We start from the raw sequence: 24,134 nt of genomic DNA on the forward strand, positions 1-24,134 counted from the left end.
GCGGGGTGGAGCAGCCCGGTAGCTCGTCAGGCTCATAACCTGAAGGCCGCAGGTTCAAATCCTGCCCCCGCAACCACATCACCGAACCGACCCATCAGCCCCGAGCCCAACAGCGCGGGGCTGAAGGCGTTCGGGACACGGCATGGGCGGAGGAGGGGCGCGCAAGTTCGGGCGCCCGCGGCGGCGCGGTCCCGAGTCGCCCGGCAGGGGAGGGGACCATGCCGCCTCATCGATCGGCGCCTGCGCCGTCGCCGTCATGCCGCTCCCCGCCAACGCCGCAGCGGGTCAAGCCGGAGCCAGGGTGCCTCGGCCGCTGCTTGGACCGGAACGTCGAGCCACCCCCGGCAGGTATCGCCAGGGCATCGAGGACGGCCTGGTCCGCCTTCGCCCTGTCCCAGAGCGTCTGGTCGACGACGTGCGGCCGGGGCCCTTCACCATCACCCATTCCTCCACCGGGTCGGAGCGCGAGCATCGACTCCGCGTGTCCGCATCCCTCGCACGGCCGAGGCGGTTCGAGACCAGGGAGCCGATATCGATTTCGTCGTTGAGAAGGCCGGTGCCGCGCTTGCGATTGCCGTCGGGCGTGCTCTGCGGGAGCGTGCGAGGCGGTTGACGGGTGGCTTTGTGCCGGGGCTCGTGCGTGGCCTGGGCCGGTTGCCGCGAGACAGGACGGCCGCGAGTCCCGCCTCATGCCGGGGCCGCTCTTGCGGCATCAGGGTGCCCGAACAGCGTGCATGACGGTCACTGGCGTCCCGCTGCGCTATGGCGCAAGTCGGGCCGTGTCGCTCCCCTCGATCGGCGCGCCCATCGCCTTTCTGACCCGGTCCAGCGTGGCCTGACGCTCGCGCCGGGCCGCCAAGGCCTCGTCCATCGTGACCGGGGTAAACTGGACCTTGGCATGGGGTTGGAGTTGGCCGATGAAGTCCATGTCGGCCGAGATGACGGTGCCGAGCATGAAATAGCCGCCGCCCGACACGGCATCGCGGTGCAGCACGATCGGCTCGGTGCCACCCGGGACCTGGATCGAGCCGTAAGGGTAGCAGCTGTCGACGATGTTGCTCGGGTCGGATCCGGCTCCGAAGGGCGGTCGGCGATCGACGAAGGCGAGAGGCCGGCCGCCGCGGAAGCGGTAGCCGATGCGGTCGGCTTCAGGGGCCACCGCCCAGGCGTCGGCGAAGAAGCCGTCGAGGCTGTCCGGCGTGACCCGGTGGTGGTAGAGGCCCGGCATCATGCGCAAAGCCGTCGCGGTCTGGCTTCCCCGCCGGAGGTCGTCGGCGACGCTCTGCCCGACGGAAGCAGCCCCGCCCGGCAATCCGACGGGAAGGACGTCCCCGGCTTTGAGAGCGCGGCCCTCGAGCCCCCCGAGAGCGCCGAGCGCATAGGTCGAGCGGCTGCCGAGGACGAGAGGGACATCGATCTCCCCCGCCACCGCCACATAAGCCCGGGCACCCCGCCGTAGGTAATCGAAGGACAGGACCTGTCCGGCCGCGACCGCGAAGCTGGTCCAAGTCGGGCGCGGTACGCCGTCGAGCTTCGGCGGCAGTTCGGCGCCCGTCACCGCCACCAGAGCGTCGGTGCTGAAGCGGAGCGACGGCCCCATGAAAACGCATTCGAGCGCCGCCGCGCCCTCGTCGTTGCCGACCAGCATATTGGCGACACGCAGCGCGAAGCGATCCATCGCGCCCGAGAGCGGAATGCCGACGTCGTAATGCCCCGGCCGCCCGAGATCCTGCACCGTCGTGGCAAGGCCGGCTTTGAGAACCTCAATGGCCATGGAGCACCCCCTCGATGTCGGTGTTGGTGGCGACCGGGTCTCGCTCGAAGGAGCGGAGGTCGAAGGTGACGGGGCGGATCAGCGGCTCGAAGCGGCCTGCCTCGACGTCGCGCACCGCCTCCTCGTAGCCCTCGCGGGTCACGGACTTGAACTTCACGATGTCGCCCGGACGGAAGAAGGTCATGAGCTCCTTCAGATATCCGATCTCCTGCCGGGGATCGTAGATCGGCATGGGCGTGATGCCGAACATCTGGTAACCGCCGGCGCCGCGCACCGAATAGATGCAGCCGAAGCAGCCACCATGGCCGACGGTGAGCTTCGGCGTGTCGGTGCGCGGGCGCAGATACTTCGGAACCTCGATCTGCCGGGCGCGCTCGACCATCTGGTACATGAAGGGCAGGCCGGCCACGAAACCCACCATGGAGACGAACCAGGGGGAGCCCGCATGCGCCGCGATGAAGCTCGCCGCATCGGAATAGCCGTTGATGCGGGCGGCATAATCGAGGTCGGTGCCCGACGGATACTGGTGGCGCTCGCGGAAGCGCATCAGCGTCTCGCGGGTCCAGGGATCGTCGTAGAGGACCGGGATCTCGACGATGCGGGTCTGCAGCGTCGGATCGACGGTTGCGGTCGCGGCCTCGAGCGCCTCGATCTCGGCCAGGAGGTCGTCGGGCGCGATGACGTCGGGGTTGAACTTGACCTGCAGCGACGCATTGGCGGGACAGATCTCGGTGACGCCACGGATGGCGCTCTCCTTCAGGGCCCGGCAGAGCGACAGGCTTTTGAAGAAAGCGCCGAGCGACATCTCCTCGCTCACCTCGACGAAGACGTGTTCGTCCCCACCGAACGAATAGCGTGCCGTCATGGAGCGGTCTCCTTCTGCGGGACGGGCGCGAGCGGCCTGCGCTCCAGCCAGTCTTCGAGCCAACGGGTGTGAAAGCGTCCGGCAGCGACGTCGGGGTCGCGGACCAGGGCGGCGTGAAGCCCGGCCGTCGTCGCGATGCCGTCGACGCCGAGTTCGCCGAGTGCCGCCCGCAGACGCGCCAGCGCACCCTCGCGGGTCCCATCCCAGACGATGAGCTTGCCGAGCAGCGAGTCGTAGAAGGGCGGCACCGTGTAGCCGGGGTAGAGCATCGTATCGAAGCGCACCCCGAAGCCGCCCGGCAGGGCCAGCGCCGTCACGGTGCCGGGCGCGGGGCGGAAGTCGCGGGTGGGATCCTCGGCGTTGATGCGGACCTCGACGGCATGGCCGCGCGTCACGATGTCGGCCTGGCGGTGGCGGAGCGGCTCGCCCCCGGCGATGCGGATCATCTCCTCGACGAGGTCGACGCCGGTGACCATCTCGGTCACGGGATGCTCCACCTGGATGCGGGTGTTCATCTCGATGAAGAAGAACTCGCCCGTCGCGTCGTCGTAGAGGTATTCGAGCGTGCCGGCGCCGCTGTAGCGGCAGGCCTCGGCCAGCCGGACCGCGGAACTGCAGAGCGCCGCGCGGGCCTCATCGGGCAGGCCCGGCGCCGGAGCCTCCTCCCAGACCTTCTGGCGGCGGCGCTGCAGCGAGCATTCCCGCTCGCCGAGATGGATGGCGGAGCGCCCGTCGCCCAGGACCTGGACTTCGACGTGTCGGGCGCGGCCGATGAAGCGTTCGAGGTAGAGGCTGCCGTCACCGAAGGCGGCCTGGGCCTCGGCCGAGGCCTGCGGCAGCAGCGCCGCGAGTTCGTCGGCGTCGCGTGCGATCCGGATGCCGCGCCCGCCGCCTCCCGCCGCCGCCTTGACCATCACGGGAAATCCGATCCCGGCGGCGATGGCCGGAGCGGTTTCGACAGTGACGATGCCGTCGCTCCCCGGCACGACGGGCACCCCCGCAGCCCGGGCCGCCGCGCGGGCCGCCGCCTTGTCGCCCATGGTGCGGATCGTGTCCGGCGTCGGGCCCACGAAGACGAGATTCGCCGCCGCGACCGCCTCGGCGAAGTCCGCATTCTCGGACAGGAAGCCGTAGCCGGGATGGATCGCGTCGGCGCCACTCGCTTTGGCGGCCTCCACGATGGCGGCGACGTTGAGATAGGACTTCGCCGCCGAGGGCGGGCCGATATCCACCGCCTCGTCGGCGAGCCGGACGGCCAGCATGTCGGCATCGGCGCGGCTGTGCACCTGCACGGTCGCGATGCCGAGCTTGCGGGCGGCCCGGATGATGCGGACCGCGATCTCGCCCCGGTTGGCGACGAGGAGCTTGCGGATGGCCATCGCGTCAGACGTCGATGTCGTAGAGGGGTTGCCCGGCCATCACGGGCTCCTCGTCGTCGACGTGGAAGGCCTGCAGCGTGCCCGCCGTCTCGGCCTCGATCGGCATGAACGTCTTCATCACTTCGATGAGCCCGATCGTGTCGCCGACCGCCACGGCGTCGCCGATCTCCTTGAACGGCGCCTGGCCGGGAGCGGGCCGGCGATAGAAGGTTCCGGGAAGCGGGCATGCTACGGTGGTGACGGTCATGGGCGGGTCCGGTAGGGATCGAAGGCGGGGCCGGGTCGGCACGGCACTTGCTGCCTCGGCGAAGGGAGCTGCCAGCCCGATGCGGGCTGGACGGCGGTAGGGGAGGAGCGGCGATGCCCATCACGATCAACTGCGACATGGGCGAGGCCTACGGCCTTTATCGCTTCGGCGACGATGCCGCCCTGATGCCCTTCGCGCATCTGGCCAATGTGGCCTGCGGCTTCCATGCCGGCGACCCCGGCGCGATGCGCCGCACCGTGCGACTGGCGAAACGTCATGGCGCGAAGGTCGGTGCGCATCCCGGCTTTCCCGATGTCCAGGGTTTCGGCCGACGCGCCATGGTGATGGACCGCGACGAGGTCGACGACATGGTCACCTATCAGGTGGGCGCCCTCAAGGGCTTTCTCGACGCCGAGGGGCTGCCGCTGAACCACATCAAGCCGCATGGCGCGCTGTTCGGTGCGGCCTTGCGCGATCGGGGCGTGGCGGAGGGCATTGCCAGAGCGGCGACGCGGTTCGGCGTGCCGGTGCTGGGCTTGGCGGGGACGCTGCAGGAGGAGGTCTATGGCGCGCACGGCCTCACCTTCATTCCCGAATATTACATCGACCTCGACTACACCGCCGAAGGTGGCCTCATCATCACCCGCGAACATGCGGCGAAAGACCCGGTCGAAGCGGCTCGCCGTGCCGTGCGGGTCGCCCGGGACGGGGTGCTGACGACGATGGACGGGCGTGAGAGGCCCGTGAAGGCCACCTGCTTCTGCCTGCATTCGGACACGCCGAACGCCGCTGTTCTGGCCGAGGCCGTCCATGCCGCGCTGGCGCCCTGGTTCGCCGGCGGCTCCGAATCGGTCTCCTAGAGCGCTTTCGCCTCCGGCGAACTCGCTCCAGCCTGAAATCCTGAGCATGTTCACCGGCTTGGAGTCGCCAAGGCGACCCCGGGAAAGCCGAAACTGCTTCCGCGCGGGGATCACGCGAAGGAACTCGCGAAGCGGGCCCAATGGCGGGCGAGGTAGTTGTACTCGTCCATCGTGGTGTTCCACACCGAGATGCGGCTCGCGCGTTCGCCATAGGAGCCGCCGACCCGGGCGGCACCGGCCGGGATGACGGTCCGTCCATCCGGGCCGGGAAGATCGCGGGGTGCCGGCAGCCCGTCGTACCAGTAGCTCCATTCGTCGGGATGCATGTGGGCGCGGGCCCGGTCCGGGACCGACATGTAGAGGCCCTGGCGTGCCATGGCGGGGGCCGCCGTGCCGTCGAGCCACCAGTTCAGATAACGGTAGGCGAGGTCGAGCCTCTCGCCCTCGAGACGGGCCGACAGGCAAAGGCCGCTGTGCCAGGCCCGGTAGCCCTCGCGCGGGACGGCCTCGCGGATCGTCACCCCGGCGCCCAGAAGCGCCATGATGCCCGGCGACCACATGCTGCCGACGCCGGCGCGGCGCTCCGCCATGCCGCGGGCCGCGTCGGCCGAGGTGCGCCACAGGCCGGCGAACCAGCCCTCGCGACGCCGGTCCGAGAGCCGGGCCATGAGGGCGTCGATCTCCGCCACGCTCATGTTGCCGATATCGGCAAAGGTCAGTTCCCCCCGGGCCTCGAAGGCGAGGGCGGCATCGAAGACGCCGATGGCAGGCTCGTTGACCAGGGCGACGCTGCCCCGCGCTTCGGGATCGAACAGCCACCCCCAGCTCGCATGTTCGGGCTGCCGGTCGGGGAAGACGTCGGCGAGGTAGGAGAAGCTGTCGAGGTTGTGGACGGTCGGCAGCATGCTGATGCGATCCGACGGCCGTGAGGAGAGTGCCGAATCGGGTTGGACATAGAGCTTGCGGGCGGGCGCGTCGCCGCGTCCCGCCGAGGCGGCGGGGCCGATCCGCCCGGTCTTGGTCAGCGGGCTGACGCTGCCCCACCGCGTGATCCGGTCGAGCGCGATGGGCTGGATGGCCCGCCAGAACCACACGATGTCGAGGCTGTGGAAACACTGGTCGTAGATGTCGAAACTGTCGGGCTCGGTCGCGGCCTTGCGTTGCGCATCGATGAAGTCGCGCTTCTCGAAGACGACCTCGATGTCGAGTTCGGCCTCGGCCTGCTGGCGCAGCGTGTCGATCAGCGTGATCTCGGTGCCGAGCACGCGCAGGCGCGGCCGTTGGCCCGTCGGGCGGCGCGTCACGCCGCCACCTCCGCGGTGCCGGCGCGCGCCAGCACGCCGAAGGCGCGAAGCGAGCGCGAGATCGCCGCCGGCTCCAGGCCTCGGGTGATGAAGACCAGGCGCGACCGGCGGTCGTCATCCGGCCAGGCGGCGAGATGGACCGGGACGTGGACGAGTTGCTGGACGCCATGGATGGCCACCGGCGCCTCGCTGCCGGCCACGTTCAGCAGCCCCTTCACCCTCAGCACGCGGTCGCCGTGGCGATGCAGCAGAGCCGACAGCCACACGCCGAAGGCCGTCCAGTCGACGGCCTCGTCGATCACGAGCGAGAAGGATGACAGGCCGCTGCCATGCGAGGCGGCGAGGTCGGCGACGGGATCGCACCGCAACCCGAGGCGCGAGGCGCCCGGCAGAGGCCGCGCATCGAAGATGTCGGCCGCGTCGAGCCGGTCGGTGCCGGCGACGAGGAGCGGGGTATCGGGGTTGACGGCGCGCAGGGCGGCCACGGCCGCGGCCGCCGTCGCGGCGTCGCAGAGGTCGGCCTTGGTGAGGATTAACAGGTCCGCCACCGCGACCTGCTTCAGGCTCTCGGGCTGGGTGGCGAGCTGGCGCGCCACGTTGACGGCATCGGCCGTGGCGACGATGGCCCCCATGCGGAAATGGTGGCGCAGCACGGGATCGGTCGTGAGCGTCGTCATGGCGGGCAACGGGTCGGCGAGGCCCGTGGTCTCGATCACCAGGCGGCGGAAGGGCGGCACCGATCCTCGCGCGCGCCGGGAGTGGAGATCCCGGATCGCTTCGGCGAGTTCGCCGCGCACCGTACAGCAGATGCAGCCGGACCGCAGCAGCACCATCGTGTCGTCGATCCGCTCGACGAGATGATGGTCGAGCGCCACCTCGCCGAACTCGTTGATCAGCACGGCGGTGTCGCCGAGCGTCGGGTCGGCGAGGAGGCGGGACAGGAGCGTGGTCTTGCCCGAACCGAGGAAGCCCGTCAGCAGGATCACCGGGGTGAAATCGGGCACGCCCGTCATGGCGCCGCCTCCAGCCGCTGGAGCAAGGCCGGGTCGAGCGGATCGAGGGCGCGGCCGGCGAGCGCCTCGGCGCTCACCCAGAGGTGGCCGAGATCCCCCACCAGCACGGTCTTGCCCGTGCGCGTCGCCAGCAGGAAAGCGCTGCCCTGCCAGTCCGACAGCACCATCCCGAAGGCGCCGAGCACGCGGTTGGCGGCCGTGACGCGCCGGGCACGCTCGCGGCGGCGCTCCAGCGGGCCCGTGTTGCGGGTGAAGGCTCCGGGCCGCGCATGGGCGTCGGCCCAGTGCTCCGACGCCCCCAGGACACCGCAGAGCGCGCACATGGCGTCGTCAGGCCTTGCGCGGCGAACGGCGGGCGAAGTCGTCGGCCATCTGGTCCATGGTGACGAATTTGACGCCGGGATGGGACGCCATGTGATTGTACAGCCGCTCCAGCATCATCAAAACATGGGGGCGGCCCGAAACGTCCGGGTGGATGGTCATCGGGAAGACCGCATAGTCGTATTCGCGGTACACCCAATCGAACTGGTCGCGCCACATTTCCTCGATGTCGCGCGGATTGACGAAGCCATGGCTGTTCGGCGCCTTCTTGATGAACATCATGGGCGGCAAATCGTCGAGGTACCAACTGGCCGGGATCTCGATGAGCCCCGTCTCGTGGCCCCGCTGCAGCGGCTTCATCCACTCCTTGGGCGTCTTGGAATAATCGATGGTGGTCCAGCTGTCCCCGACCCTGACATAATAGGGCTGGTGGTCGTGGTGCATCAGCGAATGGTCGTATTTGATGCCGCGCTCGAGCAGCAGTTCGTTGGTGACGGTGGAGAACTCCCACCAGGGCGCCACATAGCCGGTCGGCCGCTTGCCGGACAGCTTCTGCACCAGCTCGATCGAGCGGTCGAGCACTTCGGTCTCCTGCTCGCGCGTCATGGCGATCGGGTTCTCGTGGCTGTAGCCATGGATGCCGATCTCGTGGCCGGCATCGGCCACGGCCTGCATCTGCTCCGGGAAGGTCTCGATCGAGTGGCCGGGGATGAACCACGTCGTCTTGATGCCGAGCCGCTCGAACATCTTGAGGAGGCGCGGGCTGCCGACCTCGCCGGCGAAGAGCCCGCGCGAGATGTCGTCGGGCGAGTCTTCGCCGCCATAGGAGCCGAGCCAGCCCGCGACGGCGTCGACGTCGACGCCGAAGCCACAGAGGATTTCCTTCGCCATGGGTATTCCTTCCTGATGTCGAGCGGCCTCGAACGGGCCGGGTTGGCTTCGCCGCGGCTTCAGTGTGCCGCGGCCGGGATCACGGTGGCCTTCGATGCGTCCCAGGTGACGCGCACCGGGGTGCCGGCGGCAAAATCCTCGCCATAGCGGTCGCGGTGGCCTTCCAGCATGACCGACTGGCCACCCTCGACGGCGAGATCGAACCGCACGATGGGCCCGACGACACTGCGGCTCTCGATGCGGGCGTCGAGGGCGTTGCCACCCGGCACGCCTGCTCCGGCCGCTGGTCCCCGCGACGGTTCCATCGTGAAGGCTTCGGCCGGCACCACCACGGCGGCTTCGCGGCCCGTCCCCATGGCGGCGGAGTCGATCGCGCCCGTGAAGGTGCCGAAAGTCGTCGTCACGCGACCGAGCGTGCCGTCGACCGCCGCGAGAGTGCCGGGCAGGATCGTATTGCGGCCGATGAAGTTCGCCACGAAGGGGGTCCTGGGCCGCGTGTAGAGATCGCGCGGCGTCGACACCTGTTCGATGCGGCCGTTGTTCATGACGACGATGCGGTCCGACATCGTCAGCGCTTCGGATTGCGCGTGGGTCACGAAGATGAAGGTGATGCCGAGATTGACCTGAAGCAGCTTCAACTCGGCCTGGATGGCGCGGCGCAGGTTGGCGTCGAGCGCGCCGAGCGGTTCGTCGAGCAACAGGATCTCGGGCTCGACCACGAGGCCGCGTGCCAGGGCGATGCGCTGGCGCTGGCCGCCCGACAGGCGCGTGGGCCTGGCGTCGGCGATATCGTCGAGGCCGAGCGTCGCCAGCATGCGGTCGACCTTGCGGTCGCGTTCGGCCTTGGGGACGCCCTTGACGTCGAGCCCGTAACCGACGTTGCGCCGCACCGACATGTGGGGGAACAGCGCGTAGTTCTGGAAGATGGTGGAGGTCGGCCGCCGTTCGGGCGGCATGTCGTTGATGCGGCGACCGCCGATGAAGATGTCGCCCGTCGTGATGCTCTCGAACCCGGCGATCATGCGCAGTGTCGTGGTCTTGCCGCAGCCGGACGGGCCGAGAAAGGCGATGAACTCGCCCTTCTCGACGTTGAGGTTGAAATCCGACACGGCGGGCGCACCGGTCTCGTAGGTCTTGCCGACGCCGATCAGTTCGAGGTCGTAGGTCTTCACGGCGGCAGCCTCTTCTCGAACATTCGGGTTCGCATCGCCGGAGGCACCTGCGGCCTCTCCGGCGACAGCGCGCTCAGGCGTTCAGGAACTCGTCCCACTTCTGGATGAGGTAGTCGTATTCATCGGGCCACTGATGCCAGTAGGCCACATGGGCGGCGCGTTCGGCCAGCGATCCGCCGTCGCGCAGGTCGCCCGGATTGATGCCGCGCTCCGCCGCTCCCTTCCAAGGCTTGCCCTCGTACCAGAAGGCGTATTTGTCAGGATCCATGACCTTCTGGATGTTGGTCGATGGCGAATAATAGCCCTGCTCCGACACCGTGATGCCGGGCGGGCCGGAGAGCCAGAAGTCGGCATAGGCCAGCACCGCCTCCTTGTTGGGCGTGCCGGCGATCATGGCGGGGCCGATGGCCCAGGCGCGGTAGCCCTCCTTGGGGACGGCGTATTTGCAGGCCTTGCCCTGCGCCTTCACCGCCATCACGGCCGGCTGCCAGGCGTCGCAGACCACCATCTCGCCCGAGGCCAGCAGGTTGACGAGCTCGCCGAAATCGCCCCAGAGCGCGCGGAACTGGCCGTCCTTCTTCTTGGACACCAGGAACTTTGCGCCTTCGGTGATCTCCTCCTTGGTGGGATTGCCGGGGTTCTTCGCGTCGAGCATCTTCATCGACGTCATCGCCAGGATGGCCTGTCCGAAGGCGATCAGCGGGTCGGTGTTCAGGCCCGACTTGCCTTTGAACTTCGGGTCGAACAGCGCCGTCCAGGTGTTGGCCTCCTCGGCGCTGACCTTGTCGGGATTGTAGCCGATCGAGTCGTAATTGTAGACGACCGGGACCATCCACAGGTCCTTGTGATCGGCGTCGGCCCAGATCTGACCGGTGATCTGCGCCTGAGGCGCCCATTTGGGGTCGGGCTTGGTGAAGGTGTCGCGGATATTGGCCCAGTTCTTGATCTCCGAGACCGGGACTTTGTCGACGTTGTTGGTCTGGATGACGGCCGGCAGGCGTTCGGCGATCACCTCCCAGCAATCGTAGTCCTTCGAGCCCGACAGGATCTTGGTCTGGGCGTCGGGGAAGGTGGCGGCGGTCCCCTGGGCCGAGCCGACGCCGGAGGCCTGTTTGAAGTTGGCGAGCAGGCGATCCTGCACCGTGACCGAGAGACCGATCGTGCGCAGTTGCTCGGCGGCGGCGCTGCCCGCCGCCAGTGCCCTGCCGGGAGCCAAGAGCGGCAGGCCACCGCCCAGCGCCAGCGCCGCCGACCCGGCCGCACCCTTCATCAGGGTGCGACGATCCAGACCCGAATTCGCGACCATCGAGATGCTCCCATCAGACCAAAACCGAGAGGGCAGGCGGCGTTCAATACCGACCGACCAGAAGACCGCCATCGACCGTCACCACTTGGCCGGTCATGTAGCGGGCTGCATGCGAGGCCAGGAACAGGGCGACGTCGGCGATCTCGTCCGCCTCGCCGATCCGGCCCATGGGGATGAAGGCGCCCGCGGCTTCGGCGCCGGCGGCGCCCAGGGAATGCTGTTCCGACAGGAGCTGGGCGGTGCGAATGTAGCCGGGCGCGATGCCGTTGACGCGGATGCCCGAGCGCGCGAGTTCGACCGCGAGGCCGCGCACGAGGCCGACGACGCCCGCCTTGGCCGACGAATAGTGCACGTGCTCGTCCCAGCCATAGGCCACGCCCATGATGGAGGAGAGGCACACGATGGCCCCCTTCCCGGCGCGTCGCATGACCGGGACGGCGGGGCGGATGATCCGCAGCATGCCCTTGAGATCGACGTCGAAGGTGTGATCCCACGTCTCGTCCGTCATCTCGTCGATCGGCACGCGGTGGGCGATCCCGGCATTGGCGAGAATGCAGTCGATCCTGCCGTGGCGCGCCGCGATGTCGGCGACGAGCGCATCCGCGGCCGAGGTCGACGTCACGTCGAGCCGATGGAACTCGGCCTCGCCGCCCGCCGCCGCGATGCCGTCGGCCACGGCCCGACCCTCGTCGAGGACGTCGGTGACGATGACCCGGTAGCCGGCCTTGCCGAAAGCCAGGGCGGAGGCGCGGCCGATGCCGATGCCGCCACCGGTGATGAGAACCGTCTGCATGGCATCCCTCACAGCATCACGTCCCCTGAATTCGGCCCGAGCGTCTGGCCGAGGTAGATCCCGGCCTCGTCGGAGGCCAGGAAGGCGACTGTCGCCGCCACGTCCTCGGGCTCGCCGAAGCGGCCGAGCGGCAGTTCGGCCGCCTTGGCGCGCCGCCAGTCCTCCGACAGCGCCCGCACCAGCGGCGTGTTGATGGGACCGGGCGCCACCGCGTTGACGCGCACGCCCTGCGGACCGACTTCGCGGGCGAGGGACTTGGTCATGCCGATCAGGGCCGCCTTGGCGGCGCTGTAGTGGACGAGCTCGATCCCGCCGATCTGGCCGAGTTGCGACGCCATCATGATGATGCAGCCGGAGCGGCGCTCGATCATGCCGGGCAGGAGCGCCCGCGTGCAGAGGAAGGCGCCGCGGACGTGGACGGCGAACATGCGATCGAAGTCGGCCGGCGTGAGATCGACGAAGCGGGCCTGCTGGCCGTAGCCGGCATTGTTGACGAGCAGTGCCGGGGTGCCGAGGGCCTCGGCGGCAGCGGCGATCCTGGCCACATCGGCTTCGCCCGAGACATCGCCCGCCACCGCGACGGCGCTGCCGCCCGCCTCCGTGACGCTCCGGGCCGCTGCCTCGGCGCTCTCCGGGACGAGGTCGTTCACCACCACCGCATAGCCGTTCCGGCCCAGCCGTCGGGCGACGGCGAGGCCGATGCCCGATCCCGCGCCGGTGACGACCGCGACCCGCTGATCCGTCGGCATCATCAAGCCTCCTCTTGCAGGGCGGTCTGCCGGGCCCGTCGGACCGAAGCGGTCATCAGCACCGCGTAGACGACGAGGAGGCAGAGCGAGAACAGCGTCGTCAGCACGCCGAAGGCGAAGATGTTGGGGTGGATCTCGACCGAGAAGGTTCCGTAGATCGCCAGCGGCAGCGTCAGGTCGCGGCCCGAGGTGAACAGCGTCCGGGAGAACTCGTCATAAGACAGGGTGAAGCAGAACAGCATGGCGGAGAGCACGCCCGGGAAGATCAGCGGGAAGGTGATCTTGCGGAAGGTGCGGATGGGCGTGACGCCGAGCGACCAGGCGGCCTCTTCGATGCTGGAATCGAAACGGTTGAAGATGGCCAGCATGACCAGGAAGGCGAATGGAAAGGTATAGACGACGTGGAGGACGAAAGCGGTGCTCCACCAGTGCCGGTCGACGCCGAACGTGTTCGACAACAGGGCCGTGCCGAGGCCCACCAGCACGCCCGGGACCATCATGCCGAGGACGATCAGGTAGAAGACGATGCCGGATCCGGCGAACTTCTTCCGAAACGCCTGGGCCGACATGACGCCGAGGGTCGTCGACACGAGGGTCGTCATGAAGGCCAGCGTCAGGGAGCGAAAGAGGCCCGACTCGATCGGCAGCGGGGCGATGCGCGAGGGCGGGTTGAGGCCGGCGAGGTCTCGGTACCAATAGGTCGACCATTCGACGATGGGGAACTGCGGTCCGCCTTCGGGACCCGTCTGGAACGACAGGATCGCCAGAACCAGCATGGGGCCGTAGAGGAAGAGCAGGAACAGTCCCGTGTAGATCGCCAGGACGGGTTTCAGGGCTGGTGCGTGCATCGGCTCAGAGCTCCTGACGGAGATCGACGAGGCGAAGCAGCACCGCCACGATCACTGCGATGACCGCCGTCAGGACGACTCCGGCGACCGCCGCGAAGGCCCATTTCAGCGACCCCACCTGGGTCACGATGATGTTGCCGATGAGATTGACCTTGTGGCCCGACAGGGCCGCCGCCGTGGCGAATTCGCCGAGCACCATGACGGAGACGAAGATCGCCCCCACCACGACGCCGGGCAGGCTCATGGGGAAGATGATGGTCCGAAAGATGCGCCAGAAGCCCGCACCGAGATCCTGCGCGGCCTCGATGACGAAGGGGTCGATGCGGCCCAGCATGAAGGCGATCGGGCCGACCATGAAGACGCAGTAGATCTGCGTCATCCCGATCACGACCGACAGTTCCGTGAACAGGAGCGCCTCGATCGGCTGCGAGATGATATGCAGCTTCTCCAGGATGATGTTCACGGCGCCCTGTCCGCCGAGCATGGGGCGCCAGGCCAGGACCCGGATGAGGAAGGAGGTCCAGAACGGGATGACGCACAGGACGAGCAGCGCCGTGGCGGTCGTCTTGTTGCGGACCATCAACCCGACGAAGAGCGCCGCCGGGTAGCCCACCACCAAGGTGGCGGTCAGCACCACCAGCCAGATGCGGATCGTCGTCCACAGCGCGCCCACGTAGGTGTCGCTCGAGAAGAAGGCGACCCAGCTCTTGGCGGTGAGGATCGGCTCGACCTTGAACGTCGTCTGCGTCCAGAAGGAGACGTAGACCATCATCAGGATGGGCAGGAGCAGGAACAGCACCATCCAGGCGACGCCGGGGGCGATCAGCCAGTAGGCGGCGAGCGACCGTCGGGGTTTCGGCGCTGCGGACGCCGCCGAAGCCAGGGCCGACCCGCTCGTCAGGACCGTCATGCGCGGCTTGCCTCCCGGGCCGGAAGCACCAGCGCATCGGCGGCCCGCCAGACGAGGCCGTAGGCCCGGCCGGGCTCGAAGAGCTGCGGTTCGCGATGGCTGAGATGGTCCTCGACCGTCACGACGGTGCCGCTCGGCAGACGGAAGAACGACGTAACGGCGGGGCCGGAATATTCGCTGGCCAGGAAGTCCCCGGTCAGCCGGGCCTCGGCCTCCTCCACCGCGGCGTCGATGGGGCGAACCGCGATCAGGTCGTGCCGGATCGCGTAGACGGCGCCGCTCCGCGGCTCCGGCATGCCGCGAACGGGCAGGCGCGCGCCTTCGGTCTCAAAGCTCGCGGGGCCGGGTCGGCCTGCGAACATGTTGTAGCAGTTCAGGAACTTGGCCACGGCGGCATCCGCGGGCCTGCCGTAGACGGTGTCGGGCGCGCCGATCTGGGCGATGCGGCCAGCGTCGAGCACCACGACCTCGTCGCCCATGGCGAGCGCCTCGGTCTCGCTGCCGGTGACGTGCAGGAACGTCACCCCGAGCCGTTCCCGGATGCGCCGAAGCTCGCCGCACATGCGGGCGCGCAGGTTGGCGTCGAGCGCCCCGAGCGGCTCGTCGAGGAGCACGAGGGTCGGCTCCGCCACCAGCGTGCGGGCCAGGGCGACGCGCTGGCGCTGGCCGCCCGAAATGGCGGTGACGGCGCGGGACTCCAGCCCCGACAGGCCGACGAGATCCACCATGGCGCGGACCCGCTCGGCGACGAGGCGGGCCGAGGGCCGGTCGGCGGCGCGGTTCTCCAGGCCGAAGGCGATGTTCTGCTGAACGGTGAGATGCGGAAACAGCGCGAAGTTCTGGAAGACGAAGCCGATGTTGCGCCGGTGCGCCGGCCTGTCGCTCAGCGGTTCGCCGCGAAGCGCGATCGTGCCGCCGTCGAGCGGCTCGAACCCCGCGATGGCGCGCAGCAGCACGGTCTTGCCCGAACCGCTGGCGCCGAGCAGGGACACGTAGCTGTCGTCGGCCACATCGAGCGTGATGCCGTCGAGCGCGATGCGGCTGCCGTAGCGCTTGCTCACGGCCTCGAGGCTCAGGATGGGGATCCCGGTGCTCGAATCTGAGAGGATGGGCGCAGATCGCAAAGCCTCGTCTCCTCGGGTGGCGATCGACGTCGTCCAGCCGACGACCGGAGGCTAGGAGCAATGCCTTTTGTGCGCAAGAGCAGTTTGTAGGCGCGACCGGCATAGGATTTGAGCAGTGCCGGGGCGTCTGTTTCCGCCATTGCACTTGCGAAGGTGAGCGGTGCGGCCCTAGGCTCCCTGCCGATGGTACACAAAAGACATCTCACTGCTCCGGCGGTCGGAAATCCGGCGAGCCTGCGACATCCCGACTCGCGGACGGGGGAGCGCGCCGATCCGCGCCTCGAGAAGCGGCACGAGCTGGTCGGCCGGATCCTTCGGAGCAACATCGCGCGCGGCCACTTCCCCGCGGGCCTGCTCCTCAAGGAGGCGACGCTCGCGACGCTCCTGCAGACAAGCCGCGCTCCCGTGCAGCGAGCGCTGCAAAGCCTGGAGAAGGACGGCCTCGTGCATCGCTCCGAGACGGGCGGCATGCTGGTCGGGCCTCGCGGCGGCGGGCTGAAGCCGATCCGTGCAGACCTGCGCGACCTCGGCCTCCTCGTGGCGGAGGAGGCCGACGAAGCGCTGCAGCAGCGAGGGGCCTGGGAGGGGATCGCCACCGAAGTCGAGGCCGCCGTCTCGACCTGCCTGATCTTTGGTGAGTTCCGCATCGTCGAAGCGGAACTGGCGGCGCATTACGGCGTGAGCCGTACCGTGATCCGCGACGTTCTCGGACGATTGCAGGAGCGCGGACTTTTGCGCAAGACGCAGAGTTCCCGCTGGGTTGCCGGCCCCCTGACGGCCCAGACCATCAAGGACCGCTATGCCCTGCGCATGATCCTCGAGCCCGTCGCCCTGACGGCGGCCGGCCCCGGGCTCGACCGGGCGCGCCTGCTGGCCCTGCGCGACCGCGCCGCGAAGTCGGAGGAGGACGGTCGCTCGCTATCCGGGACCGTGTCGCTCTTCGAGGATTTCGTCGCGTTCTGCATCCTCGGCACGCCGAACCAGATCTTGGCCGAGGGGATCCGGCAGAACCTCGCGCCGCTCAGCGCCGCCAGCGCGGCGCTCGACGCGCTCGGCCTTCCCCACGACGAGGCCGCCCTGTCGGGACTGCGGATCGCCATCGATCTCCTGCTCAACGGCTCGGTCGAGGCCGCGGCCGCCTGGTGGCGGGACCATCTGGCGGCCGCCTGCGGGCGGAGCATCGCCCAACTCAAGATCGTCGCCATCATCGACCTTCCGGCGAGCCTCGCTCCCTATCTCACTCCGGTCTGACCGGCGAGCGGCACCAGACCCCGAAGAGGAGACCAACATGCCCACCCGTGTGATCGATCTCAGCGTCGCGCTCGAAGACAACATGCCGGCCCACAAGCTTTTCCAGCGTCCCGTCATCACGACGCATCTCAGCCACGAAAGCTCAAAGGCGCTCGGCCTCGGCGTGCCGGGCGACGCGATGACGTTCCAGACGAATTTCATCGCGATGCTCGACCATGTCGGCACCCATGTCGACGCCTTCCGCCACGTTGGGCCAAACGGCGCGTCGATCGACGAGATGCCGCTCGACCTGTTCTTCGGCAAGGCCGTCTGCTTCGACCTGCGGCACGTCCCGGACCTCGGCGAGATCACCGCCGACGACATGGACCGGGCCGAAGCCGCGAGCGGCGTCACGGTCGACGGCCACATCGTCCTTCTCTGCACGGGATTCCACGCCCGGCACTATCCGTCGGTCGACTCGGTCTGGAAGAACCCGCTTCTCACCGTCGAGGCGACGCGCTGGCTGCACGCGCGGGGCTCCAGGATGCACGGGGTCGAGGGGCCGTCGACGGATCGCCCGACCGAGGACCTGTTCGCCCAGCATCGGCTCTGCCGCGACCTCGGCATCAGCCATTGGGAGTGGCTCGTGAACCTCGATCGGCTCCTGGGTGCCGGCGAGGTCCAGTTCTTCGGCGTGCCGCTGAAGTTCAGGGGCGGCTCCGGATCACCCGTGCGTGCCTTCGCGCTCCTGGCATCGTGAGACTGCCATCGGGGCCTGCAGCCCTGTTTCGGTCAATGTGCAGACGCGTCGATAAGGTTTGCGCCAGACTCCGCTCCACAAGCAACCACCTGATCGGCCGGACGACGTGTCGCCTGTAGGTCGCCAGGTGTCGTCGTCTCCAACCATGCGATAGGCTTGGATGCCTTGTCAGCCGTCTGCCACATCCATGCGGGACGGCGTTGCTCCACGATCACCCACGCGGTGCATGTCTGCGCGAACGCCCGAGTTCATGACCGATCAGGGCCGATCGATCGAGCATGCCGCGCGTTGCGACGCCGGGCGCACGGCGATCCGTGCCTCACATCCGCTGGAACCTCGCGCAGCGTGCGGCATACCTTTTGCTACAGCTTCGGAAGAGTATGGGCTGCATAGTCCCAGGAAGTTGTGGAGAGCGCTTTGGATCTACGTCGAATTGCTCTGTCGCTTGCGATCACGACGACGGCGCTCGCCACGCCTTTTCTTGGTGCACAGCCTGCCGTCGCGGCCGGAACCCTCATCTGGGGCATGCCCGCCGAGACCGACACGCTCGATCCACATGCGACGGGCGGCTGGGGGACGTATCAGATCACCTACCAGATCTTCGAAGGGTTGGTGAAAGAGGATCTGACGAAGCCCAATGCCGCGACGCCGCCGATCGTCCCCGGCCTTGCGACGTCCTGGGACATATCGGATGACGGCCTTGTCTATACGTTCCACCTGCGCCAGGGCGTAAAGTTCCATGATGGAACGCCCTTTGACGCGGCAGCCGTGAAGTTCAATTTCGACCGCTTCTGGAACGAAAGCTCTCCGGATTTTTACAAGAAGGCCAAGGCCTTCGTGATCGCCTACACCAAATGGATCAGAAGCGTCGATGTCATCGACCCGATGACCGTCAAGATCACTCTGACGGCTCCGAACTATCAATGGCTTCGCCAGGGTTTGCAGAGCTATGGCCAGCCGCTGATGGTCAGCCCGGCGTCGGTCAAACAGTTCGGCAACGAAGGCGTCGCCTTGCATCCGGTCGGGACCGGCCCCTTTCGCTTCGTCCAGCGCGATCAAGGCGTCAAGACCGTGATCGAGCGCAACGACGCTTATTGGGGCGCAAAGGCCAAGCTCGATCGCGTCATCTTCCGTCCCCTGCAGGACCCGGCGACGCGCGTCAACGCGCTCGAGAACGACGAAGTTCAAATGATCACCACCCCACCGTGGGACGAGATCGAACGGTTGACGGGAGAAGGGTTCGTCTTGTCGACGAACAACAACGCGCCCTACATCAATTACATGCACCTGAACTTCAAAAATCCGGCCTTGCAGGATGTGCGTGTTCGAAAGGCCATCAACATGGCGATCGATCGGGCCGGCATCACGAAGGAGATCATGCATGGCACGGGGCGGCCGGAAGGCGGCATGCTGTCGCCGGGCACCGACGCTTACGATCCCCAGTTCAAAGGATCGGCTTACGACCCGGAGGGTGCCAAGAAACTGTTGGCCGAGGCCGGCGTGAAAGACCTCAAGCTCGTGTTCGAACTGCCGCAATACGGCACCGGCGAGCTCGTTGAGACCTGGATCCAACGGGATCTCAAGAAGGTCGGCATCGACGTCGAGCTGCGGAAATACGAGTGGGTCACCTACCTCGGCAAATGGGCCGGCGGCATGTCGCCCGACGTCGCCATGAACGAGATCGGCTGGGGCATGTCGACGCCGGCCTGGATCGGCGTCGTCAGCCGTTGCGACTCGGCGCCGCCCGGCGGCATCAATTCAGGATATTACTGCAATCCAGAGGTCGACAAGCTGCTCGATCAAGCCATCGTGACGCGCGATCCGGCGGCCGCCAAGGACATCTACCAGAAGGTCAACCGCATCATCACCGACGATGCCGCCTTCGTGCCGATCGACGACGATCTCGAGCCGATCCTGCTGTCCTCCAAGGTGAAAGGGTTCGTCAACCCGCCGGAAGACTGGTTCGATCTGTCGACCGTCTCGGTCGAATAGCGGGCGAGGACCGGATGGGTGCCTTCCTGGCGCGGCGGCTCGCCGGGGTCATCCCGGTGATCTTCGGCGTGTCGATCGTGATCTTCATGCTGATCCAACTGGCACCCGGCGATGCCGCCACGGTCCTGCTCGGACCCCAGGCATCGGAAGCGGCCAAGATCGAGCTGCGGCATACGCTGGGGCTCGATCAGCCGCTGGTGTCGCAATACGTCGTCTGGCTTGCCCGCACGTTGTCCGGGAACTTCGGTACCTCCATCGCGACACAGCTTCCCGTCGCCACCCTGGTGGTCCCGCGGTTCTTGAACACCCTGATCCTCACCTTCGGCAGTCTCGTGCTCGCTGTGGCGATCGGATATGCGATCGGCCTTTTCGCGGGATTGCGGTCGCATTCGCTGTTCGATCGCCTGAGCATGTCGCTGGCCTTGCTGGCCGGCAGCGCGCCGCCGTTCTGGCTCGGCCTCATCCTGGTCCTGCTCTTCGCCATTCAGTTGCGCTGGCTCCCGGTGTCCGGCATGCAGGACATGGCGGGCAACGGCGGTTGGCTCGACGTGTTGCATCACCTCGTTCTTCCGTCCGTGACGACGGCGCTCGGTCCAGCCGCCATCATGGCGCGTATCGTGAGGTCCAGCGTCATCGAAGCCTTGGGCCGGTCGCACGTCCGGGTGGCCCGCGCCAAAGGGCTGAGTCGCGCCACGCTGATCCGCCGCCACGTCATCCTGAACGCTCTCCCTCCGATCGTGACCATCACGGGCCTCCAGCTCGGCTACCTGCTCGGGGGAGCGCTGTTGACCGAAGTCGTCTTCGCCTGGCCCGGTCTCGGCGCGCTGCTCTACGACAGCATCACGGCGCGCGACCTTCCCGTCATCCAGGCCACGACATTGTTGATCGCGCTGGCCTTCGTGCTGGCCAACATCGCCGTCGATCTGATCAACGCGGCGCTGGATCCCCGATTGCGCGAAGCATGAGCACCCTCGACACTTCGACCTCGATCGACGCTGCGCGGGCCGATCGAGGCTCATCCCGCGCGCGGTTCTGGCGAATGAAATCCTTCGCGCGGGACCGTGGTGCCGTGGTGTCGGCGACCCTGCTCGCCGCCGTCGTCCTGGCCGTCGTCCTGGCCCCGACCTTGGCCGGGGTCGGCCCGGACGATGCCGACAACCTCGCCCGTTACGCGCCGATGGGCACGGCAGGGCACCTGCTCGGGACGGATCAGCAGGGGAGGGACATGCTGGCCCGTCTTCTCTTCGGCGGGCGCGTCTCGCTGTTGATCGGTGTCGTGCCGACCGTGATCGCCGGCATGATCGGCCTCGGGCTTGGCCTCATGGCGGGCTATTGGCGCGGCCTCGTCGATCAGATCATCATGCGCTGCCTCGACGTGGTGTTCGCCTTTCCGATGGTGCTGCTCGCCATCGCCATCGCGGGCTCCATGCGGCCCGGCGTCCTGACCGAGGTCATCGCCATCACGGTCGTCCTGATCCCCTATTTCGCTCGCCTGGCCCGCACCGCGACCGAAGGGATAGTCCCGATGCCGTTCATCGAGGCGGCGCGCGCCGCCGGCGGGACTCGACTGACCATCATGCTCCGCTACGTGCTGCCCAACGTCTTCTCGCCCGTCGTCGTCTATGCCACGACGCTGATGGGGTTGATGATCGTGGTCGGCTCCGGCCTCAGCTTCATCGGCCTCGGCGTGCAGCCGCCGACCGCCGACTGGGGCGCGATGGTGGCGGAGGGCCGGGTCGTCCTGCGCCGCGCGCCGCATGTCACGATCCTGCCCGGCTGCGCGATCCTCCTCGTGTCTCTGGCCTTCAACTTCCTCGGCGATGGGATCCGCGACGCGCTCGATCCCCGGACGATCCGGCGATGAGCGCGCCGGCCAGCCTCGTGGTCACGGACCTGCGCACCCGGTTCGGCAGCGACCGCGTCGGCGCCACGGTCGTCGACGGGGTCACCTTCACGCTGCTTCCCGGACGCACCACCGCACTGGTGGGCGAATCCGGATGCGGCAAATCGGCGACCGCGCTTTCGCTGATGCGACTGATCGACAAGCCGGGCCGCATCATCGGCGGATCGGTGACGCTCAATGGGCGCGATTTGCTCGGCCTGAGCGAAAGCGAGATGGAACAGGTGCGCGGCGCCGCGATCGGGATGATCTTTCAGGACCCGCTGACCTCGCTGAACCCCGCCCTGACGATCGGGCAGCAGATCGTCGAAACGTTGCAGGCCCATCGGCCGATGTCCCGCGCCGACGCCGACCGCACCGCGATCGATCTTCTGACCCGCGTCGGCGTGACCGATGCGGCGCGGCGCATCGGTGACTATCCGCACCACTTCAGCGGCGGCATGCGGCAGCGAGTGCTGATCGCGGCGGCGATCAGCTGTTCGCCCAGCGTCATCATCGCGGACGAACCCACGACGGCCCTGGACGTGACCGTGCAGGCCAAGATCCTGCGCCTCTTGCATGATCTGCAGGGTGCCATGGGGGCGTCGCTGCTTCTCATCACGCACGACCTCGGCGTCGTGGCCAGCATGGCGGACGAAGTCCTGGTCATGTACGCGGGCCGCATCGTCGAGCGCGCCGATGTCGACACCTTGTTTCACGACCCGCGCCACCCCTACACCAAGGCTCTCCTGGCCTGCGTGGCCGGGATCGAGGACGACAGGAGCGTGCCCTTGGAGCCCATCGGCGGCAGCGCCCCGGATCTGTGGAACCCGCCGGTCGGATGCCGCTTCGCGCCGCGCTGTCCGGTCGTCCAGGATGTGTGTCGCAGCCAGGACCAGCCGCTGCGGAGGATTTCGGCCGAGCACGAAGCCGCCTGCATCCTCGTCGAAGAGGATCGGATGCATGGCTGAAACGTCGATCGCCACGACGCCCCCACCCGACACCCTGCTCGAGGTCGTCGGACTCTCGAAGAGCTTCGGAGGTCGGCGTGGCCGTACTTCCGGCATCAGGGCGGTCGCCGATGTCGACCTGACGCTCCGCCGCGGCGAAACGCTGGGGCTCGTCGGCGAGAGCGGATGCGGTAAGTCGACCCTGTCGCGCCTGATCCTGTCTCTGCTTGAACCGGACGCCGGGCAGGTCCGCATCGCCGGGATCGACTTCACCCATGCACCGGAACGACACCGACGGGAGCTGCGGCGGCGCATCCAGGTCGTGTTCCAGGATGCTTTGTCGTCCCTCAACCCCCGCATGACCATCGGGGCCAATATCGCCGAACCGATGCGGCTGCAGGGGCTCGGCAGCGCCGCCCTGCGACGGACGGAGGCCCGTCGCCTCCTGGGCCTCGTTGGACTGCGGCCTGAACACGAGGATCGTTACCCGCACGAGTTTTCAGGCGGCCAGTGTCAGCGGATCGCCATCGCGCGCGCCCTGATGCTGCAGCCGGAGATCATCGTCTTCGACGAGGCTGTCTCGGCGCTCGACGTCTCGATCCGCGCCCAGATCCTGCGACTGATCCTCGACCTGCAGCGGCAGTTCGGGCTCTCCTATATCTTCATCTCGCACGATCTCGGAGTCATCAAACGCATCTGCGATCGGATCGCCGTGATGTACCTCGGCCAGATCGTCGAGATCGGGCCTGCCGAAACCGTGTGTCGCGCGCCGCGCCATCCTTATACGGCCGCGCTGTTGCGCGCGATCCCGATCGCCGATCCACGCCGCATGCGCGTGTCCGACCTCGGACAGATAGAGGGCGACGCCGTCGGCGCCGTCAAGCCGGACGCCTGTCCTTTCGCGCCACGATGTCCGAAGCAGTTCGACCCCTGCGACAAGCGGCGGCCTGCGCTGATCGACGTCGCGCCAGGCCATCAAGCCGCCTGTCATCTCAACGAACCCGAGGCTTGCTGAGGATCGCCATGCCCAATCCACCCAAGATCGTCGTGACCGGCTTCGAGCCCTTCGCCCACGGAACCGAGAACCCGACGCTCGACGTGCTGGAGCAACTGCGCGCCGCCAACGACATCGAGGGCGACCTCACCACCGTTCGAATGCCGGTCGATTCGAACAGACTCGCCGCCCTGACCAGCGCCAAGCTCGACGAGATCAGGCCGGACATCTGGATCAGCCTCGGAGTGGCGCCCGGCCTCTCCGTGGTCGCGGTCGAGCGCCTCGCCGCCAATGTCATGGACTTCCCGATCGCCGACAACGTCGGGACACAGCATGGCGGTCATCCGGTCTTCGAGGGTGGCCCGGCAGGCCACCTGTCGACCCTGCCGGTGAAGACCATTGCCGACGAGCTTCGGGCCGCCGGTATCCCCGCCAAGGTCTCGAACTCGCCCTCGACGTATCTGTGTAATCAGATGATGTACACGGTGCTGCACCTGATCACCGACAAGGCATTGAACACGCGGGCGGGTTTCATCCACGTTCCCGCACATCCATCCTACGTTGCGAAACAGAACTATCCCTTCGTCGACATGCCGTCGATGAGCATCGAGCTCATGACGGCGGCCGTCAAGCACGCGATCGCCACCTCCATCGCGGTCGAACATGACCACCGTAGGCCCGGGTTCAACTACTAGATGTGGAGCCTCAATAGGTTGTCCTTGTCGAGTGCGAGGCGGCTGACGGGTGGTTTTGCGCCGAGGCTCGTGTGTGGC

The 24,134-nt window shown here is 67.8% G+C and carries 24 protein-coding genes; 9 read left to right on the forward strand and 15 right to left on the reverse strand.

What is annotated here, in order from left to right; translation table 11 throughout:
* Positions 1–760: 760 nt before the first annotated feature.
* Genes D3272_RS25655 through D3272_RS25670 form a run of 4 tightly spaced genes read right to left on the reverse strand, consistent with a single transcriptional unit; the run spans position 761 to position 4,265 of the window.
* A complete protein-coding gene (locus D3272_RS25655; protein ID WP_129222081.1) occupies positions 761–1,774 on the reverse strand; it encodes a 5-oxoprolinase subunit C family protein in 1,014 nt (337 codons plus the stop codon).
* Positions 1,764–2,639, reverse strand: a complete 876-nt coding sequence (locus D3272_RS25660) for a 5-oxoprolinase subunit B family protein (RefSeq protein ID WP_129222082.1) — start codon at positions 2,637–2,639, stop codon at positions 1,764–1,766. Before D3272_RS25660 ends, D3272_RS25655 begins: the two co-directional genes overlap by 11 nt.
* On the reverse strand, positions 2,636–4,018 hold the full coding sequence (locus tag D3272_RS25665) for an acetyl-CoA carboxylase biotin carboxylase subunit (protein WP_129222083.1): 1,383 nt from the start codon (positions 4,016–4,018) through the stop codon (positions 2,636–2,638). Before D3272_RS25665 ends, D3272_RS25660 begins: the two co-directional genes overlap by 4 nt.
* A gap of 4 nt (positions 4,019–4,022) precedes the next feature.
* On the reverse strand, positions 4,023–4,265 hold the full coding sequence (locus D3272_RS25670; protein WP_129222084.1) for an acetyl-CoA carboxylase: 243 nt from the start codon (positions 4,263–4,265) through the stop codon (positions 4,023–4,025).
* Between the two features lie 113 nt (positions 4,266–4,378).
* Here D3272_RS25670 and pxpA point away from each other — a divergent pair, with 113 nt between their 5' ends.
* On the forward strand, positions 4,379–5,125 hold the full coding sequence (gene pxpA / locus D3272_RS25675) for a 5-oxoprolinase subunit PxpA (protein ID WP_129222085.1): 747 nt from the start codon (positions 4,379–4,381) through the stop codon (positions 5,123–5,125).
* A 110-nt stretch (positions 5,126–5,235) separates the two neighbouring features.
* Here pxpA and D3272_RS25680 read toward each other — a convergent pair whose 3' ends face one another.
* The 11 genes from D3272_RS25680 to D3272_RS25730 all read right to left on the reverse strand — a co-directional run bounded on the left by D3272_RS25680 (position 5,236) and on the right by D3272_RS25730 (position 15,556).
* Entirely contained in the window at positions 5,236–6,429 is a 1,194-nt protein-coding gene (locus tag D3272_RS25680) for an ABC transporter substrate-binding protein (protein WP_129222086.1), read from the reverse strand.
* Positions 6,426–7,442 carry a CobW family GTP-binding protein gene (locus tag D3272_RS25685; protein ID WP_129222087.1) on the reverse strand — a complete coding sequence of 339 codons (1,017 nt, stop codon included), beginning with the start codon at positions 7,440–7,442 and terminating at the stop codon, positions 6,426–6,428. Before D3272_RS25685 ends, D3272_RS25680 begins: the two co-directional genes overlap by 4 nt.
* Positions 7,439–7,765 (reverse strand): hypothetical protein, encoded by a 327-nt coding sequence (locus tag D3272_RS25690; protein ID WP_129222088.1) that lies wholly within the window; start codon positions 7,763–7,765, stop codon positions 7,439–7,441. Before D3272_RS25690 ends, D3272_RS25685 begins: the two co-directional genes overlap by 4 nt.
* A 7-nt stretch (positions 7,766–7,772) precedes the next feature.
* The gene (locus D3272_RS25695; protein ID WP_129222089.1) at positions 7,773–8,654 is read right to left on the reverse strand and encodes a polysaccharide deacetylase family protein; all 882 of its coding nucleotides are present in this window, start codon (positions 8,652–8,654) and stop codon (positions 7,773–7,775) included.
* A 59-nt stretch (positions 8,655–8,713) separates the two neighbouring features.
* Positions 8,714–9,826: an ABC transporter ATP-binding protein gene (locus D3272_RS25700; protein WP_129222090.1), complete on the reverse strand. Its 1,113-nt coding sequence runs from the start codon at positions 9,824–9,826 to the stop codon at positions 8,714–8,716.
* Between the two features lie 73 nt (positions 9,827–9,899).
* The gene (locus tag D3272_RS25705) at positions 9,900–11,132 is read right to left on the reverse strand and encodes an ABC transporter substrate-binding protein (RefSeq protein ID WP_129222091.1); all 1,233 of its coding nucleotides are present in this window, start codon (positions 11,130–11,132) and stop codon (positions 9,900–9,902) included.
* A 43-nt stretch (positions 11,133–11,175) separates the two neighbouring features.
* The gene (locus tag D3272_RS25710; protein ID WP_129222092.1) at positions 11,176–11,925 is read right to left on the reverse strand and encodes an SDR family NAD(P)-dependent oxidoreductase; all 750 of its coding nucleotides are present in this window, start codon (positions 11,923–11,925) and stop codon (positions 11,176–11,178) included.
* An 8-nt stretch (positions 11,926–11,933) separates the two neighbouring features.
* Positions 11,934–12,677, reverse strand: a complete 744-nt coding sequence (locus D3272_RS25715) for an SDR family NAD(P)-dependent oxidoreductase (protein WP_129222093.1) — start codon at positions 12,675–12,677, stop codon at positions 11,934–11,936.
* Positions 12,677–13,522 (reverse strand): ABC transporter permease, encoded by an 846-nt coding sequence (locus tag D3272_RS25720; RefSeq protein ID WP_129222094.1) that lies wholly within the window; start codon positions 13,520–13,522, stop codon positions 12,677–12,679. Before D3272_RS25720 ends, D3272_RS25715 begins: the two co-directional genes overlap by 1 nt.
* Before the next feature lie 4 nt (positions 13,523–13,526).
* Entirely contained in the window at positions 13,527–14,432 is a 906-nt protein-coding gene (locus D3272_RS25725) for an ABC transporter permease (protein WP_129222095.1), read from the reverse strand.
* Positions 14,429–15,556: an ABC transporter ATP-binding protein gene (locus D3272_RS25730; RefSeq protein ID WP_245496794.1), complete on the reverse strand. Its 1,128-nt coding sequence runs from the start codon at positions 15,554–15,556 to the stop codon at positions 14,429–14,431. The genes D3272_RS25725 and D3272_RS25730 overlap by 4 nt, the downstream gene beginning before the upstream one ends.
* Before the next feature lie 183 nt (positions 15,557–15,739).
* Between D3272_RS25730 and D3272_RS25735 the strand changes: the two genes are divergently transcribed.
* The 8 genes from D3272_RS25735 to D3272_RS25770 all read left to right on the forward strand — a co-directional run bounded on the left by D3272_RS25735 (position 15,740) and on the right by D3272_RS25770 (position 24,056).
* Complete coding sequence (locus tag D3272_RS25735; RefSeq protein WP_129222096.1) at positions 15,740–16,807, forward strand: GntR family transcriptional regulator; 1,068 nt, start codon at positions 15,740–15,742, stop codon at positions 16,805–16,807.
* 37 nt (positions 16,808–16,844) lie between these two features.
* Positions 16,845–17,546: a cyclase family protein gene (locus D3272_RS25740; RefSeq protein WP_129222097.1), complete on the forward strand. Its 702-nt coding sequence runs from the start codon at positions 16,845–16,847 to the stop codon at positions 17,544–17,546.
* 417 nt (positions 17,547–17,963) lie between these two features.
* Positions 17,964–19,538, forward strand: coding sequence for an ABC transporter substrate-binding protein (locus D3272_RS25745; protein WP_129222098.1), 1,575 nt, complete (start codon positions 17,964–17,966; stop codon positions 19,536–19,538).
* 14 nt (positions 19,539–19,552) lie between these two features.
* Positions 19,553–20,503 (forward strand): ABC transporter permease, encoded by a 951-nt coding sequence (locus tag D3272_RS25750; protein ID WP_129222099.1) that lies wholly within the window; start codon positions 19,553–19,555, stop codon positions 20,501–20,503.
* Between the two features lie 74 nt (positions 20,504–20,577).
* Complete coding sequence (locus D3272_RS25755) at positions 20,578–21,402, forward strand: ABC transporter permease (protein ID WP_165361534.1); 825 nt, start codon at positions 20,578–20,580, stop codon at positions 21,400–21,402.
* Positions 21,399–22,388, forward strand: coding sequence for an ABC transporter ATP-binding protein (locus D3272_RS25760; RefSeq protein ID WP_129222101.1), 990 nt, complete (start codon positions 21,399–21,401; stop codon positions 22,386–22,388). Before D3272_RS25755 ends, D3272_RS25760 begins: the two co-directional genes overlap by 4 nt.
* A complete protein-coding gene (locus D3272_RS25765; protein ID WP_129222102.1) occupies positions 22,381–23,382 on the forward strand; it encodes an ABC transporter ATP-binding protein in 1,002 nt (333 codons plus the stop codon). Before D3272_RS25760 ends, D3272_RS25765 begins: the two co-directional genes overlap by 8 nt.
* 8 nt (positions 23,383–23,390) lie before the next feature.
* Complete coding sequence (locus tag D3272_RS25770) at positions 23,391–24,056, forward strand: pyroglutamyl-peptidase I (RefSeq protein WP_165361535.1); 666 nt, start codon at positions 23,391–23,393, stop codon at positions 24,054–24,056.
* Positions 24,057–24,134 lie beyond the last annotated feature (78 nt).

This window comes from Lichenibacterium ramalinae (assembly GCF_004137085.1).
GTDB lineage: Bacteria > Pseudomonadota > Alphaproteobacteria > Rhizobiales > Beijerinckiaceae > Lichenihabitans > Lichenihabitans ramalinae.